Genomic DNA, 17,283 nt, shown 5'->3' with positions numbered 1-17,283 from the left:
AATATCGGCATGATTTACCATCACATCGCGCTGAATGTTCCGATTTCAGACGGCCTCTTCACTTATGCACACCCGACAGCACTACCGCAAGGCTGTCGGGTGGTTGTGTCTTTCCGCAATAAAAAAGTGGTGGGCATCGTATGGGCAAGCCATATCACGCCCGATATCGATACGGCCAAAATCCTACCCGTTCAGACGGCCTTTGCCGACGAACCGCCGTTGCCGGCTAACTGGATGGCGTTGTTGGCTTTTACCGCGCGCTATTATCATTATCCGCTCGGGCAGGCGGTGTCGGCGGCATTGCCGCTGGGTTTGAAAGAGCCGAAACCGGTGGCCATTCCGCAGCCGCCACTGTTTTATTCATTGAGTCAGGTAGGCAGAGAGCAGACTCCGCCGCCGCAACGGTTTCATAAGCAATACGCGCTTTGGCAGGCCTTGCTTTCAGACGGCCAAAGTTTGGCCGCCTTGAAAAAAATCAATACCCAAGCCCCGAAGCTGCTTGAAACGTGGACGGCAGAGGGTTGGATACAGGCAAACGCAGCCGATATGCCTGTTATTAAGCCGTCTGAACACCGTTTAAATGCAGAGCAGAAAGCCGCTTCGGAAGCGGTTCAGACGGCCTTTGGCAGTTTCATGCCTTTTTTACTGTACGGCATTACCGGCAGCGGCAAAACCGAAGTGTATTTCGATATTGCGGCCAAAGTATTGGCGGCAGGCAAACAGGTGTTGTTTTTATTGCCCGAAATCAATCTCACTCCCCAGCTTTTAAAACGGGTGCAAGCGCGGTTTGGTGGAGTGCCGACCGCGGTTTTACACAGCCAGACCGCATCGGGACGGCGCACGCAGGATTATTTACGCGCTATGTTGGGGCAGGCCAAGCTGATTATCGGTACGCGTTTGGCGGTATTTACGCCGCTGCCTGATTTGGGTTTGGTGGTGGTGGATGAGGAACACGACGGTTCGTTCAAACAAGACAACGAATTGCGTTATCAGGCACGCGATTTGGCGATTTGGCGCGCCAAGCAGGAAAACTGCCCGATTGTGTTGGGCAGCGCCACGCCGAGCTTGGAAAGCTGGCACAAAGCACAAAGCGGGGCATACCGTTTGCAAACGCTTACTGAGCGCGCACATACGGCGGCACATCTGCCGCAGGTCGATATATTGCCGATAGGCCGTCTGAAACTAGATAACGGCTTTTCGCCACAGGCATTGAAGCTGCTGCAAAACAATTATCAACAAGGTGGGATGTCGTTGGTGTATCTCAACCGTCGCGGTTTTGCGCCCGCTTTATTTTGTGGCGAATGCGGGCATACTTTCGGCTGTCCGCGTTGTTCGGCCAAGATGGTATTGCACCAACGCGCCCGCCAATTGCGCTGCCATCATTGTGATTTCAGGCAGCCCGTTCCCTATGCCTGCCCCGAATGCGGCAATCAGGATTTAACCGCGGTCGGGCAGGGCACGCAGCGTATTGAAGAAACCCTACGCGCTTGGCTGCCGCAGGCGGCGGTGGTTCGTGTCGACCGCGACAGCACCGCCCATCAAAACGACTGGGCGGATTTATACCGCCGTATTGCCGCCGATGAAGTCGATATTTTGGTTGGCACGCAGATGTTGTCGAAAGGGCACGACTTCGCACGCTTGAATCTGGTGATTGTGTTGAATGCCGATGGCAGTTTATACAGCGCCGACTTTCGCGCACCTGAAAAATTGTTTGCCGAACTGATGCAGGTTTCCGGCAGGGCGGGGCGTTCGGAAACGGCGGGCAGGGTGTTGATCCAAACCCGATTGCCGGAGCATCCGGTGTTTGCCGCGGTTAAAGCGCAGGATTACCGCATTTTTGCCGAAAACGAATTGGCCGAACGCCGCCTGTTTGCCATGCCGCCGTTTGGTTTTCAGACGGCCATCCGTGCCGATGCCGCAAATATCGGCGATGCCTTGCAGTTTTTACAAGATATTCAGGCAGTGGTCGCGCCGCTGATGCCGTCTGAAGTATCCGTATTCGGGCCGGCACCGATGTTGATGGTGCGGCTTGCCGAGCGCGAACGGGCGCAAATCTTTTTAGAGTCTGTTTCGCGCAAAGCCCTGCATCATGCTGTCGGTTTGTGGGTGCAGGTATTGCAGCAATACCGCGACCATAAAATCAGATGGTCGGTGGATGTGGATCCGGCTGAAATGTAGTAAATTGAAAACAGAATATTTGAGGGCGGGAAGCAGTATCCGCCCTTATATTTTTATGAAGATAAAATATTTCAGACGGCCTGTTGTGATGAAATATTAATGTTGCCTATTAAGCAACACACTATAAACTAGAATTAGGGCGTTTTTTTACTATACAATCGCATCTTAATTATTTTTAATAAGATACAAATGCGTACACCTGCCATAAACTCCAGAATAGTTTCCACACTACCGGTTTTCTTCAGTTTGTTCTGTGCCGTGTCGGTTGTATGGTATTTACAAAAACCATCGGTCACCACGCCATTTATTTTAGGGATTATTGCCGGTGCATTGGTAGATTTGGATAACCGTATTACAGGCCGTCTGAAAAATATCGTGATTACAATAATATTGTTTTCGATATCGTCATTGGCTGCACAGATGACATACGGTACGGGATTGCCGTTTATTTTGGTGATGACTCTGCTGACTTTTATATCCATCTTATTGGGTGTTGTCGGTTTGAGCTATCGCACTTTCGCGTTTGGTGCTTTGGTAGTCGCGACTTATACAACATTGGTTTATCATTCGGAAACCCCGTGGTTTGTGAATCCGATGTTTATTTTATTCGGTACGCTGTTGTATAGCGTCACCACGCTGATTTTCTATATCATATTCCCCAACCGTCCCGTTCAGGAAAGTATGGCGGCAGCCTATTCGGCATTGGCTAATTATTTGGATGCCAAAGCGGCTTTTTTTGATCCGGATGAGGCCGATTATCTGGAAAAACGCCAAATTGAATTGGCGATGCGGAATACCGCCATTATCGAAACCTTCAACCGTTGCCGGACTGCTTTGTTTTACCGTATGCGCGGGCAACACCGCCATCCGCGTACATTGCGTATGCTTCACTATTATTTTGCCGCACAGGATATTCATGAACGAATCAGCTCCGTGCATGTTGATTACCTTGATTTGTCCGACCGTTTGAAAAATACCGATTTGATTTTCCGTATCGGCCGACTGCTTGAATTGCAGGGGCAGGCCTGTCGTGATATTGCCGAATGCTTGCGCAACGATAAACCTTACCAATACAGCGAAAGGTTGGGGCGTGCCGTCCAAGGTTGCCGTCAGTCGTTGAAGCTGTATGCCGAACAATATCAAGGCAGGGAAGTGCATGCTATTCAAAGATTGCTGGAAAATCTGTTTGGCGTGGACTATCAGCTCAGTCATCTTGAAAATAGCGAAGAAGAAGCCGCTAATGAAAAAATCGGTATCGCCGCCACCGAAACAGGTGGTCTGCGTCATGCCTGGCGTACCATTCGTAGCCAACTGAATTTTGAATCAGCCGTATTCCGTCATGCCGTACGTTTGTCTATTGTATTCGGTTTGACTTGTTCTTTTGTGGAAATTTCTAATTATTCAGAAGGTTATTGGGTGTTGCTAACAATTCTGTTGGTGTGCCAACCCAACTATTCAGCCACCAAAAGCCGGATTAACCAGCGGATTGTCGGTACGGTATTAGGGGTATGTGTCGGCTCGTTGGTGCCGTATTTCACCCCTTCTGTCGAAACGAAATTATGGATTGTGTTGGCGTCTGCAACCTTATTCTTTTTCTTTCGTACCAATAAATTCAGCTTCTCCACATTTTTTATTACTGTGCAGGCGCTGACTTCTATGTCTTTGGCCGGATTGGATGTGTTTGACCTAACTTGGAGCCGGTTGCTTGATACGCTTGTGGGCAGTGTGATTGCTTGGGCAGCTGTATCTTACTTGTGGCCGGACTGGCGTTATCTGACCCTCAAGCAAACCGGTGCCAAATCCATCAGTAGTAACGGCAATTATCTGCATCATATTATCAGCCAATTTCAAAACGGCAATTCGGACGATATGAACTACCGCATTGCCCGTCGGAAAGCACATGAAGCCGCCGCCGCTTTGAGTAGCTCGGTTTCTGATATGAGTAGTCAACCGCGTATATATGGCAATAAATTGCAAGACGGCTTTAATCTGCTGAAAATCAGTTATGCCCTTATCGGCTATATTTCCGCACTGGGTGCTTACCGCAACCGGATGGCCAACAGCGATGATTCCGGCTTTACCAAAGAATTTTTCAGCACAGCCGATCAAGTTGCCGATATACTGGAAAATATCGCACTTTATTCAGAAGCAGATTTTCAGACGGCCCTTAATGAAATGAAAAGCCGATTGGCATACTTACAGACATTGGTGCAAGATGACCGCCAAAATAATATATTATGGCAACAGATCAGCCTGATTGCCGGCCAACTCGAACCGTGTTACACGGCCATACAGAGTGCCCAGTCAGACAATATACAACCGCTGGCCGCTGAGGCTGCTTAAAAAGTTATTTGAAACGGCCCTAACCGAAAGGATGAAACATGAAAAAAAGAATGGCTTTGGCTTTATTATTGTCCAGCCCTTTTGTTTTAGCAGACAGTGTTAACGATGAACTATACAGCGCACAAGCAGCTTACCGTACCGCATTAAGAGCACAGAGCAGCAGTAGCGGCCGCGTAGCCACCCTGCAAACCGATATTGCTGCGGCACAGGCACGTATTCAGCAGGCTCAGGCCGACATCGCAAGAATGCAGCAGGAATTGCAGGAAGAAACGGCCAAAAAAGCACAGGCCGACAGTGCTTTGCAAGCGGCAGGGCAACGTCTTAATGCCGCATGGCAGGCTGCCCATGCTGCTGGAAGATAAGTAATTATCCGCTTTTTTTGAATGATATTAAGCAGAGGCCGTCTGAAAGATAACTTTTCAGACGGCCTCTGCTTAAACGATTACTTTCCGTTTATAGAACTATATTAAGAATAAAGTTGCCAGTCCCAAGAAAATCAGGAAGCCGCCGGAGTCGGTTACTGCGGTAATCAACACCGAACTGCCTAATGCGGGGTCTCGCCCTGCTTTATCCATCAGCACAGGAATCAGCACGCCGACGGTAGCGGCTAATAAAAGGTTAAGCGTCATCGCGGCAACCATCACCAGTCCGATACCGATATTGCCATACAGCATCCAAGAAACAACCCCCATCACCGTGCCCCATACCAAACCGTTTACCAAAGCCACACCGATTTCTTTTTTCAATAAACGCCCCGCTTGCAGGCCGGAAAGTTGTCCCATCGCCATTGCACGCACAATCATGGTGATGGTTTGGTTGCCGGAATTGCCGCCGATACCGGCTACAATCGGCATTAAAGCGGCCAGAGCGACGATTTTTTCGATACTACCTTCAAAAGCACCGATAACACGGCTGGCGATAAAGGCGGTACAAAGATTAATGGCCAGCCACATCCAGCGGTTTTTTACCGAGTCCCAAACCGGGGCAAACAAATCTTCCTCTTCTTGCAAACCGGCCATATTTAACATATCGGCTTCGGTTTCTTCACGGATAACGTCTACCATTTCATCAATGGTAATGCGGCCGATCAGCTTTTTATCGGCATTGATCACAGGGGCGGTAATCAAGTCGTAACGTTCGAATGCTTGAGCCGCCTCTTCAACGTTTTCTTCCGGTCGGAAACGGACTACATCGGTTGCCATCACATCGGCCACCAGTTCTTCAGGGTCGGCCACCAAGAGTTTGCGGATAGGCAATACGCCTTGCAAAACATCATATTGGTCAACCACGAAGATTTTATCGGTATGGTCGGGCAGGTTGTCAAAACGACGCAGATAACGCAGCACCACTTCACAAGCAACATCGGCACGGATGCTGATAAACTCAAAATCCATAATCGCGCCGACTTGGTCATCTTCATACGACATAGCCGCCTGAATTTTGGCGCGCTCGTCGGGATCACGGGTTTGTAGGGCTTCGTATACCACTTGATGCGGCAGATCACCGGCCAGCTCGACCAGTTCGTCGGCATCCAAATCGTCAACCGCGGCAAGGAGCTCGTCCTTGTTCATCGATTCGATCAGGGTTTCACGAACGGCATCGGATACTTCCAGCAACACTTCGCCGTCTTCTTCGGGTGAAACCAGATGCCACACCAATGCCCGCTCTTTCGGCGGCAATGATTCCAGCACGTCGGCTACGTCGGCAGGGTGCAGCTCTTGCAGAATATTGATTAATTCGACCAGCTTGGCGTTAAGCGTTTCGTCTTCAATCTGCTGCCCTTGTTCTATTTGTTCGAAAACGGGTAGCAATACTTCGGAAAGTTCGTGAATACGCTCAATATCGAGTGGCAGGCGCTCAATGTCGCTTTGTGTTGGGATTTCTTGCTCGATGCTCATAAATACTCCGCCCACCTGTATTGCGGGACGCAGTATTCAGGCGGGATGATTAAATGGTAAAGGTTTGCTGTGGCGGTAATAAACTGGGATCGTCCATAGCCTATGCCTGTTTTCAATCAGGCTTTGAGTTGGAAACGCGGCATATTCTACACTGTTTCAAACGGCTTGACCAAGAGGCCGGAGCAAATAGGCCGTCTGAAAAACAGATGGTAGATACTTAAAGCGTTTTTTATCTATTTATTCCGGATGGCAATCATATAGGTAGGGTTTAATACAGTTTTCTTTTGATTGGATAATTAATATCATTATCTGGTTTTTTTATATTGTGGTAGTTGGCTTTTTTCACTATATAATACTGATATAGTTTGTTTTTATTGCTATATGGGCAATTTTCTAAGTTGCCGGGCAGATTGTTTAATGTTTCACAAAAGAGAATCGCTATGCATCCCCGACTCATTATTTTTGATTGGGACGGTACTTTAGCCGACACCACGATACCGATTATTACCACGATGCAACAAACGTTTATTGAATGCGGACTACCTGAACCTAAAGCAGAAACTATCCGTGCATTAATCGGGTTTAATCTGGCCGTGATGGTTCGTCGTCTTGCGCCGGAAACCGAGCCGGGCTTGCAAGAACGTATTGCCCAAACTTATACCCGCCATTATCTCAATCCCAACAACCATAATATGAAGCTGTTTGATAGCGCCATTCCATGCTTACAAACACTGCAGGCGCAAGGTTATTGGTTGGCAGTGGCGACAGGCAAAGGCAGGGTCGGGCTGGATAAAGCTATTAAACAAACGCAAACGGCAGATTTTTGGCTGGCTACAGTGTGTGCCGATGAGAGCCTTTCTAAGCCGGCACCGGATATGGTGTGGAAGTTGTGTGATGAATTGGGGGTGGATACGGCGCAAGCGGTTGTGGTCGGTGATACCGTACATGATTTACAAATGGCGGCCAATGCCGGTGTTCGTGCGATTGCGGTGTCTACAGGGGCACATTCGGTGGAGCAATTGCAGCAGGAAAGTTGTTTGACGGTATTGGATGATTTGTCTGAGTTGCCATCGTTTGTTGCCGGTTTGGCATAATATAGGTTGGCAGTATGCCAAAATGATACGGTTACTTTACGGTATAATCCAAATTTTTTTCAAGGCCGTCTGAAATGCCGCAAACCCTTGCCGACTGGCTCCGATCCTGCTCTTTGTCTAGGTCTGAAGCACGAATGCTGTTGCAGTATGCGGGCGGTTATACCCGTGCCCGTCAGATTACTTGCGCGGAAGATATTTTATCTGAAAGTGTTTTAGTATCATTAAATCATTTGGTAGATCGTCGGCTTCAAGGCGAGCCGATGGCTTATCTTTTGGGTGAAAGGGAATTTTACGGGCGCATATTTGCGGTGAATCCGAATGTCTTGATTCCGCGCCCCGAAACAGAGCACCTAGTCGAGGCCGTTCTACGATATTTACCGCAAAATGGCAGCGTGTGGGATGTGGGTACGGGTAGCGGTATTATTGCCGTTACTATTGCATTGGCGCGGCCTGATGTGCATGTACGTGCGTCCGATATCAGCCCTGCCGCGTTGGATACGGCTAAAGTGAATGCTGCCAAACTGGGTGCCGAGATTGAGTTTACTTGTGGTTCTTGGTTTGATGTGGATAGGCCGTCTGAAAAGCATAGCTATGATGTGATTGTTTCCAACCCGCCTTATATTGAGGCGGAGGATGGCCATTTGCGGCAGGGTGATTTACGTTTCGAGCCGCAAAATGCATTAACCGATTTTTCAGACGGCCTAAGTGCTTTCCGTGTATTGGCTTGTGAAGCGGGTATTTATTTGAAAGTCGGAGGGTGGTTGATGGTCGAGCATGGTTATAATCAGGGCAGCGCAGTGCGTACTTTATTTGAAGACAATGGATTTTCTGAAGTGGAAACGTTGCCTGATTTGGCCGGTTTGGATCGGTTGACTATAGGCCGTCTGAAGGCAATAAAATGAAATAATAGTATTTTAGATATTAAGAAAGCCGTCTGAAAAATAGTGTATTCATATTTTTCAGACGGCTTTAGTATTTGATATGCATGCAGGTTGATAAACATGTTTGTTGGCGATATAACCGGTTATGCCAAGCTACCGAAATGACGGCGGAAATAAACCAATGCAGGTTCGGATGAGTGATATGCTTTAATTTCCATTATATCGACGTAAAACACATAATGTGTGCCGACTTGGTGTTGGGCAGTTACTTTGCCGTGCAGATGCGCAAGTGCACCTTCAACTTGTAATTGTCCTGTTTCGCCACGATGCCAGATATGGTATTCAAAACGTTCTTCGGGCGAAAGTTTGGTTATGCCGGCGAAGTGTTCTGCAACATCTTGCTGTTGTGCCGATAATACATTAATACACAGGTATTGATTGGCGGAAAGTATCGGAATAATAGATGATTTTTGATTAATACACAGCATAACCGTTGGCGGCTCGTCGGTTACCGGTGTGACTGCCGTCATGGTAATGCCGTAACGGCCGGCCTCGCCATCTGTAGTAATAACATGCACACCGGCAGCACATGAGGCCATGGCATCACGGAAAGATTGTTGTACAGAGAAATTTAGGTGAGCTTCGGTCATATTGTTGTTTTTATGTTTTATCAAGCATTTGACCGATATGGGAAAGCTCCCCCAGAAGCATTTGCAGCTGTTTTATTTTTTCTTGGGAAAATACGGTTTCAATACGGTCGTAACGTTGGTCTACCTGTTCACCCAAATTTTGATAAAGCCGTTCACCTTCTTCTGTTAATTTCAAATAAACACGTCTGTGGTCATTGGAAGGTTTTAAGCGTACTAAAATGCCGGATTTTTCCAAACGGGTTAAAATACCGGTAAGACTGGGACGCAGGATACAGGCCTGATTGGCTAAGTCTTGGAAATCCAATGTGCCGTTTTCTGCCAATAGGCGGATAATCCGCCATTGTTGGTCGGTTAGCCCTGAATTATGCAGTATAGGGCGGAATTGCGTCATCAATGCTTCACGAGCTTGAATCAGGCTGATATTTAAAGATGCATATTTAGATAGGTGAGCCATAATAGTGGTTCTCCGGTCATCTGGTTGTGTGTGTGGTTATTGTTGGTTTTACATGTTTCACCGAATAACTAATATTATTCCAATACGCGAAAAATCTCAATAACATCAGATTGAAACATAAAAAATGTATGATTTCTCTATGCTTTTCGAGACAGTTTTTTTATGTATTCCAACGTAAGACAAAACTACCTGAAAGATATTGAATATTAGAAATAATATTATTTAATAGTATATCTTTCGGTATTTCTTTATCTTTTTATCATAAAATTTGTTGTAGTAAATAAATATAGTTATAATAAATAAATGTAATATTTTGTTTCCTAAAAGTACCAATACAGACCTTGATCATTACATTCTTTAACGGATAATTATGAAAAACTATACTTTAAATATTTCGCATAACAGACACCAAGAGACTATTTTGCTCAAAGAAGGGGAAACTGTCGTATTGCAAGCACAGCCGGGTACTTTTTATCAGTTGTTGGATGAAAACGGCCAACTCATCGAACAGCCTGCTATGGAATGGGTTGGTGATGACTTGCAAATATATTCAGACGGCGTGCAAGAAGGCATGCCTGATTTGATTTTGAAAGATTACGGTCATCATTATCCAATACAGAATAGCCGTTATCTCCATGATATGCAGTCAACCTTGGCTACTGCAGCCGATGAAGCATCATTACAACAATTGTCTATGCCGGTTGCCGAAGAAGTGGGTATTACAACTTGGAGCAGTGCCGCGCCGTTGTGGGGTGCTGCGGCAGCAGCAGCGGTTGCCGGTGTGGCTGCTGCATCACATGGAGGGGGTGGCTCTTCATCTGCGAATGGGCAACAAAATGGTGCAACAGAACAACCAACTGAAGAGCCGCAACAGGAAACGAATGAAGTAGAACAGCCGTCTGAAGAGACTCGACAAGAAACAACCGAAGCAGAATCGTCAGCGAAAGAGACGCAACAAGAAGCAAACGAAGTAACGCAGCCGATAGAAGATGTGCGGCAAGAAACAAATAATGAAGTAGAACTGCTGGTAGAAGAGAATCAGTCGAAAACAAATAAAGCAGAACAATCGACTGAGGAAGCGCAGCAGGAAACAAATAAAGTAGAACAGTCGGTAGAAAAGACACAACCGACCGAAGTAGAGCAGGTAACTGAAAAGACACAGCAAAAAACAGCCAAAGTGGAACAACCGACCGAGGAAACACAACAAGAAACAAACGAAACAGAACAATCGGTTGAGGAAACGCAACAAACTGAAGAAATCAAGCCACCGGTAGTAGAACCGGTTCATATCAGTACAACGATGAATACCATAGCGGAAGACGGTGTCATTAACCGTCAAGAAAGCAATGGTATGGTTACCTTTTCCGGTACGGTAAAAACCGAAGGGGCGATTACAGAGAAAAACATTTCCCTGATTATCGGTGATAAAACCTATCCGGCTGAAGTTAAAGATAATGTCTGGTCAGCTAATATTGATGGTAGTGCATTAGCCGGTATTCAATGTGAACAAAATATAACTGTTGTGGTAGAGGTAATTGATGCTTCAGGCAAAATTCATAGTGAAAGCACGGTATATCAGTATACGGTTGATACTGAAATAGCTACACCAAGCATTGCTGTTAATCCAATTACCGCCGACAACGTGATTAATGCACAAGAATCACAAGGAAGCGTTACCGTTTCCGGTAAGGTTGCCAATGCCCAGACAGGTGATACGGTTACCTTAACGGTTGGTGAAAACACTTATCAAACTACCGTCCAAAATGGCGGATTCTCAGCCAGTGTTCCGGGTTCGGTATTGGCAGCTCAAAGTGAAATCGGTGTCAGCGTTCAGACGGCCGATAGTGCGGGTAACCAAACACAAGCGACAGTCAAACATACTTATCAAGTCGATACCGATATTGCTACGCCAAGCATTACTGTTAATCCGATTACTGCCGATAATGTAATTAATGCACAAGAATCACAAGGAGCGGTCACGGTTTCCGGCAAGGTTGCTAATGCCCAAACCGGTGATGCGGTTACCTTAACGGTTGGTGAAAATACTTATCAAACTACCGTCCAAAATGGCGGATTCTCAGCCAGTGTTCCGGGTTCGGTATTGGCAGCTCAAAGTGAAATCGGTGTCAGCGTTCAGACGGCCGATAGTGCGGGTAACCAAACACAAGCGACAGTCAAACATACTTATCAAGTCGATACCGATATTGCTACGCCAAGCATTACCGTTCATCCGATTACTGCCGATAATGTCATTAATGCCCAAGAATCACAAGGAACGGTCACGGTTTCCGGCAAGGTTGCTAATGCCAAAACCGGTGATGCGGTTACCTTAACGGTTGGTGAAAATACTTATCAAACTACCGTCCAAAATGGCGGATTCTCAGCCAGTGTTCCGGGTTCGGTATTGGCAGCTCAAAGTGAAATCGGCGTTAGCGTTCAGACGGCCGATGGTGCAGGCAATCAGGTTCAGGCTACTGCACAGCATCATTATGAGGTAGATACCGAGATTGAAACGCCGGTGGTGACGCTAAACCCGGTGGCACAAGACGATATTATTAACTTGGTTGAGTCGCAATCGGCAGTAACGCTGATTACCGGTTCGGCCGAACATGCTCAAGAGAATGCCGAAGTATTATTGACAGTGGGCGAAGCGGTTTATCGCGGAACCGTGCATGACGGTCAATTTTCCGTTCAGGTCGATACCAAAACGTTAGTCAATCACGGTCAGGTATCGGCGACCTTGAACACCGCAGACGATGCCGGTAATCGTGCTTCGGCATCGGCAGACCGTGTTTATCGTGTCCGCACCGAATATAACCCGACCATTAGTTTGAATAAAATTGCCGGCGACAATGTACTCAATATTAACGAGTCTAAAGGTAACGTTACCATTAGCGGCACCGTTACCGATGTAGAAGACGGTACGGATGTGGTGATTTCATGTAATTGTCCGAGTTGCCGTTCGGTGAAGTGGACCGATATTTTGGCAAAAGTACAAAATGGTGCGTTTTCGGTTGAAGTGGCGGGCGACAGCTTGAGTAAAGAGGGTTATAACTCAGTAAAAGCGACGGTAACGGCACAAGACGAGGCCGGTAATACGGCTACGGTATCCGACAGCCAACAATACAGCAAAGATTTGCAAGCGCCCGAAGCCACGGTATCTATTCATCCGATTGCCGGCGACGATGTGCTCTCAAAAGGCGAACAGGCACAAGCTACGCAATCGGTTTCGGGCACGGTAGAGGGTTTGGCAGCGGATGAGCGTATTGATGAGGTGGTGGTGAGCGTTAACGGCCAAAATCATACGGCAACGGTTAATGGCAACAGCTATACCGCACAAGTTTCTTCTGCAGCATTGGCTGCGGCAGAGCAGGTGTCCGTCACCGCTAAAGTCAGCGATGCTGCGGGCAATAGTGCCGAGGCGGCAAGCAGTCGTGTTTATCAGGTTAGCTCGTCCGAGCCGGAAATTATTTTGGATTCGGTGGCTACCGACAATATTATCAGTAAGGCGGAAGCCGATTCGAATAGCTTTGTTTTGTCCGGCAGTGTCAATAATATTGATGACGGTGCGGTGGTACAGCTAAGCATTGGCAACAGTAGTAAAGCTCAGGCAACGGTTTCAGACGGCCGTTTCAGTGTTACCGTTGAAAAATCCTTTTTCGGTATTAACGACCGAACCGAAGAAGCACTGGGGACTTTAAATGCTGCTGTAACGCATACTTATGAAGGCCAAACGCAAACACTGCGTGCTTCGCAATCTTATTATATTGATTTGGTGAACCGGACGAGTATCAGTATCGATCCGGTAACCGGTGACAACGTATTGGACGAGCGGGAAACGGCGGAATCCAATATTGTGAATATCACCGGTATGGTGCGTGACGGCAAAGAAGGCGCCATTGTGAATGTAGTTGTCGGCGGCAAAACTTTCTCAGGCACCGTTCAGGCAGACGGGCGCTATAGTATTGCTGTTGAACCGGCACGTTTTTCACCGAAAGTGGATGAAGGCAAATATACGGTTTCCGCCAGTGTGCAACGTATTGATGAAGCAGGCAACCAAGGCAACGGCAGGGTATCTGTTTCCCGTGTTTTATTGGTGGATAAAGTGGCACCGAAGGGCCAGGTGGTTTTGGATGCCGTCACCGGTGATAACGTGATTAACCGTGCTGAGTCTGAGCAAGACACTATATTGATTAGCGGAAGAGTCAACCGATTGGGCGAGGGTGATGAAGTTACATCGGCAACCGTGAATGTCGGCGGTAAAGATTATGTTGCTTCCGTTGTCGGTTCTACATTCCATGTTCAAGTGCCGTCTGAAATCTTAACAGCCAATACACAAATCACGGCACGCAGCGAACTTAAAGATTCGTCAAACCGCCATGGTGAAGCCACTGAAGGCACGCAATCCTATACGCTGCATACTGAAGAACCGACCGCTCAAATTACCATCGACCGTATTAACGGCGGTAAGCCGATTAATGCCGCCGATTTATCTAAGACGATTACCATAGAAGGCTCGTTGAATGTTTCGGCAAGTACGGCGGGATCTTCAACGAATGTGGTGGTTACCGTTAACGGTCAAAACCATACGGCAACCATATCCGGCAATCAATGGGTATTGACGCTTCCGGCTACCGACTTGGCTGTTCAAGAAGGCCGTCTGAACGTAAAAGCTGCGGTAATGGTGGCCGATCAATATGGCAATACTGTCGAAGCCGTTACTAATCAAGATTATCAGGTAGATACGCTTGCCCCTGTGCCGGTGATTACCTTAAACGATATCAATACAAATAATGTTATTGCGAATGCGGCCAACGGTAATATTAATGTATCCGGTAAGGTAAGCGGCGAATTTAAAGCCGGTGATAAGGTTAATTTGAGTATTAACAATGAAACTTATCAAGCCCAAGTAGATAGAATGGGTGTATTCCGTATGGCAGTACCTGCCCAAAAGCTGACCGGAGCAGCCATACCGGTGATTCATGCGGCTATGAGTACTGTCGACGAGGCCGGTAACAGTAGCTCGACACATACTTCGCTCGACTATCGTGTAACGCGCGGCGGGATGTCTATTCACTTAAATCCTATTGCCGGCGACGATATGATTAATCCGATTGAAGCCAAGCAGGCAATAACGGTTTCAGGTAGTGTATCGGGTAGAGAGGCCAAAGCGGGGGAAATGGTTGATTTAACCATTCATGGTGAAACCGTTCAGGCACAAGTACAAAACGATTTAAGTTTTAGTGCGGATATTGCTGCCGATAAGTTCTTAAATAACGACGGCTATACTGTTTCCGCCCATGCACACGGTGCAAATTCGGCTGAAGCCAAAACCGCCCGCAGCTATGAGGTTACCGAAGCAAGCGCAGCGAAAATTGATATTACCGCGATTGGTGACGGCTTTAACGTCAGCACAGGGCAGGCTGCCGCCAATATCCGTCTGAATGGTGTGATTGAATTGGACGGCGCATTTGCCGATGGTATGAATAGCGAGCGCTTACGCCAAATTACCGTTGATATCGGCGAAAAAACCTATAAGGTCGGTGTGAAACCAGACCGTAGTTTCTTCTTAGATATTCCTGTCGACGAATGGGCATCTTTAGAGGGTAAACCGTTGTCGTTTAAAGTGGATGCCGATCCGCAGCTGTATCAAAGAATAGCCATATCATCGCAAAACGGCCAGCCGGCTTACTATATCTACCGTATGGAGCGTAATGAACCGGTACAGATAAAAGAAGTGAAGTTTGACAGTCCGCATATTGTGACGGATGCAGAGGGCCGTCAAATCGTATCGGGTGCGGTTGAAAACCAAGTCAGCATCAGCGGTGTAGTGAGCGGATCTGCCAAGGCCGGCGATATCGTGAATCTGGAAATCGGCGACAAAGTATATAGCACCGAAGTGAAAGACGATTTCAGTTTTTCCACTTCCGTTTCGGCTGCCGAAATGGCCGCAGCAAAAGAACATCATGTTCGGGCGGTATTGAATGCTACCGATAAAACAGGCCAAACGATTGCGGTGAGCGATATTGAAAATTATGCGGCGATGCGGACAAACGATAGTGAGTTTGTTAACCCGCACTCCCGCATTAACAGCGGCATCCAGACCGATCACAGCGCTGATAACTATAATTTTCCCTATTTTATAGAGAAAACAGGCTCATTATATGGTGGGAGCTACGGCATTCCGTTCGGCGGCAAGCAAGACGGACCGGCCATTATTAAATACCACTTTATGACTTTGGACGAAATCGCCCAACTGCCGCAAAACTATAACCATTATATCGACCGCAGCTCGATGATTACTTATCCATCCGAACTGCAAGAAATTGTGCGCAATGCTTATAAACAAATCAGTGCCATTGCCAACGTTGAGTTTGTTGAAGTGGCAACGGCGGCTGAAGCAAACACCAAGTACTTTATGGGTAATCTGCTTAATGGGTTCGAGGGGGCTTCAGCCATTGCCTATAACAGCGGCTTGATTGCTTGGAACAGCCGATACAATTATATGGGGTGGGGTAAAGACTTCCTAAATTACACTGTAATGCACGAAGCGACCCATACATTTAATATGAAACACACTTCGATAGGCTTTACCGGTGATTATGCCAAAGAAGAAACCTTTGAGTTTTCCAGCATGTCGTATAAAGCCTATGCCAACAACAACCTGTTTTTAAGCTTGGGACAACTGCGTACCTATGATTTGGCCTATATGCAATACGCTTTCGGCCCGAACCGTAATGTTCGTTTGGGCAACGATGTGTATACGTTTAAAAACTACAATATGTATAGTCAGGATAGCGACCGCTATATTTGGGATGCCGGCGGTATCGATACTTTCGATGCCTCACATGAAGCGCAAGGCGTGCATGTAAACCTGACACCCGGCTCATGGATTTATGTCGGCGATACGCGTGAAAAACTGTTTAGCGTGAAGAATATTGATACCTACGATATGCATGACTACTTTGGCTTAGACAAGTCTGTTTCATTAAGCGGTTATCGTGGGGATAAAGTATCCTTAAACACCTATACAGAAGGGCAAGCCTTTATCGGATACGGCACGCAGATTGAAAACCTGATCGGCTCCGAACACAACGATTATCTGACCGGAAATAAAGCCGGCAATAATATCGACGGCGGCGCAGGTGATGATGTGATTGACGGCGGTGCAGGCGACGATTATCTCGATGGCGGTAAAGGTGCGGATACTTTGAGCGGTGGTATCGGCAACGATATTTATATGGTCGATAATATTGGCGATAAAGTGATTGAATTGGCCGGTCAAGGCCATGATCATGTATACAGCAATATCGACTACACCTTAACCGACCATGTGGAAGATCTGACCCTTATCGGCACCACGGCAATTCATGGTACCGGCAATGCCGAAAACAATATTATAACAGGCAACGGCTTGGATAATATTTTGAACGGTATGGCGGGCGACGACCGTATTATCGGTGGTGCGGGTAGCGATACCCTAACCGGCGGTGAAGGACGCGATACGTTTGTATTCGATAGTGTTTTAGACGGTAGTGTCGATATCATTACCGATTTCACCGTAGGGCAGGATAAGATTGAATTGCAATCCTCAATCTTCGATGCTTTGAGTAGTAATACGATGGCCGAATGGGAACAATATGTGAAATACCATGCCGATACCGGCCATCTGACTTATGATCGTGACGGTCGCGGCTCTGGCGATGCCATTCAATTTGCAACGCTGGATAAAGATTTGCAGATAGATCAGCAAAGCTTTATTGTGGTTTAAAGTCTTTTCAATCT

The 17,283-nt window shown here is 47.1% G+C and carries 9 protein-coding genes; 6 read left to right on the top strand and 3 right to left on the bottom strand.

The features are described from left to right. Positions 1-9 precede the first annotated feature (9 nt). The 3 genes from D0T92_RS00305 (at position 10) to D0T92_RS00295 (ending at position 4,883) form a co-directional block, all read left to right on the top strand. Positions 10-2,178, top strand: a complete 2,169-nt coding sequence (locus D0T92_RS00305; protein WP_151049141.1) for a primosomal protein N' — start codon at positions 10-12, stop codon at positions 2,176-2,178. 189 nt (positions 2,179-2,367) lie between these two features. Beyond that, positions 2,368-4,521: a YccS family putative transporter gene (gene yccS, locus D0T92_RS00300; protein WP_151049139.1), complete on the top strand. Its 2,154-nt coding sequence runs from the start codon at positions 2,368-2,370 to the stop codon at positions 4,519-4,521. Between the two features lie 38 nt (positions 4,522-4,559). Continuing rightward, positions 4,560-4,883 carry a hypothetical protein gene (locus D0T92_RS00295; protein ID WP_151049137.1) on the top strand — a complete coding sequence of 108 codons (324 nt, stop codon included), beginning with the start codon at positions 4,560-4,562 and terminating at the stop codon, positions 4,881-4,883. A gap of 99 nt (positions 4,884-4,982) precedes the next feature. Here the strand turns inward: D0T92_RS00295 and mgtE are convergent, their stop codons facing one another. Further along, a complete protein-coding gene (gene mgtE, locus D0T92_RS00290) occupies positions 4,983-6,419 on the bottom strand; it encodes a magnesium transporter (RefSeq protein ID WP_151049135.1) in 1,437 nt (478 codons plus the stop codon). Between the two features lie 440 nt (positions 6,420-6,859). Between mgtE and D0T92_RS00285 the strand changes: the two genes are divergently transcribed. Next, positions 6,860-7,513: an HAD-IIIA family hydrolase gene (locus tag D0T92_RS00285; protein ID WP_151049133.1), complete on the top strand. Its 654-nt coding sequence runs from the start codon at positions 6,860-6,862 to the stop codon at positions 7,511-7,513. Positions 7,514-7,587: 74 nt separating this feature from the next. Next, positions 7,588-8,415, top strand: a complete 828-nt coding sequence (gene prmC / locus D0T92_RS00280) for a peptide chain release factor N(5)-glutamine methyltransferase (RefSeq protein ID WP_151049131.1) — start codon at positions 7,588-7,590, stop codon at positions 8,413-8,415. Positions 8,416-8,537: 122 nt separating this feature from the next. Here the strand turns inward: prmC and hpaC are convergent, their stop codons facing one another. Together hpaC and hpaR are read right to left on the bottom strand one after the other, a co-directional pair. After that, a complete protein-coding gene (hpaC, locus tag D0T92_RS00275) occupies positions 8,538-9,044 on the bottom strand; it encodes a 4-hydroxyphenylacetate 3-monooxygenase, reductase component (protein WP_151049129.1) in 507 nt (168 codons plus the stop codon). Between the two features lie 10 nt (positions 9,045-9,054). Then, the gene (gene hpaR, locus D0T92_RS00270) at positions 9,055-9,498 is read right to left on the bottom strand and encodes a homoprotocatechuate degradation operon regulator HpaR (RefSeq protein WP_151049127.1); all 444 of its coding nucleotides are present in this window, start codon (positions 9,496-9,498) and stop codon (positions 9,055-9,057) included. Between the two features lie 370 nt (positions 9,499-9,868). On the opposite strand from hpaR, the gene D0T92_RS00265 reads away from it, so the two are divergent. Continuing rightward, complete coding sequence (locus tag D0T92_RS00265; protein ID WP_151049126.1) at positions 9,869-17,269, top strand: Ig-like domain-containing protein; 7,401 nt, start codon at positions 9,869-9,871, stop codon at positions 17,267-17,269. Positions 17,270-17,283: the final 14 nt, after the last annotated feature.

It is taken from the genome of Neisseria zalophi (assembly GCF_008807015.1).
Taxonomy (GTDB): Bacteria; Pseudomonadota; Gammaproteobacteria; order Burkholderiales; family Neisseriaceae; genus Neisseria; species Neisseria zalophi.
Note: the sequence above shows the minus strand (reverse complement) of the source record. Positions and strands in the feature narration are given on the sequence as shown.

Bases quoted from the DNA above. Each gene is read 5' to 3' on its own strand.
- D0T92_RS00295 (WP_151049137.1), top strand. From the start codon at position 4,560: ATGAAAAAAAGAATGGCTTTGGCTTTATTATTGTCCAGCCCTTTTGTT.
- D0T92_RS00285 (WP_151049133.1), top strand. From the start codon at position 6,860: ATGCATCCCCGACTCATTATTTTTGATTGGGACGGTACTTTAGCCGAC.
- D0T92_RS00305 (WP_151049141.1), top strand. From the start codon at position 10: ATGATTTACCATCACATCGCGCTGAATGTTCCGATTTCAGACGGCCTC.
- yccS (WP_151049139.1), top strand. From the start codon at position 2,368: ATGCGTACACCTGCCATAAACTCCAGAATAGTTTCCACACTACCGGTT.
- hpaR (WP_151049127.1), bottom strand. From the start codon at position 9,498: ATGGCTCACCTATCTAAATATGCATCTTTAAATATCAGCCTGATTCAA.
- prmC (WP_151049131.1), top strand. From the start codon at position 7,588: ATGCCGCAAACCCTTGCCGACTGGCTCCGATCCTGCTCTTTGTCTAGG.
- hpaC (WP_151049129.1), bottom strand. From the start codon at position 9,044: ATGACCGAAGCTCACCTAAATTTCTCTGTACAACAATCTTTCCGTGAT.
- D0T92_RS00265 (WP_151049126.1), top strand. From the start codon at position 9,869: ATGAAAAACTATACTTTAAATATTTCGCATAACAGACACCAAGAGACT.
- mgtE (WP_151049135.1), bottom strand. From the start codon at position 6,419: ATGAGCATCGAGCAAGAAATCCCAACACAAAGCGACATTGAGCGCCTG.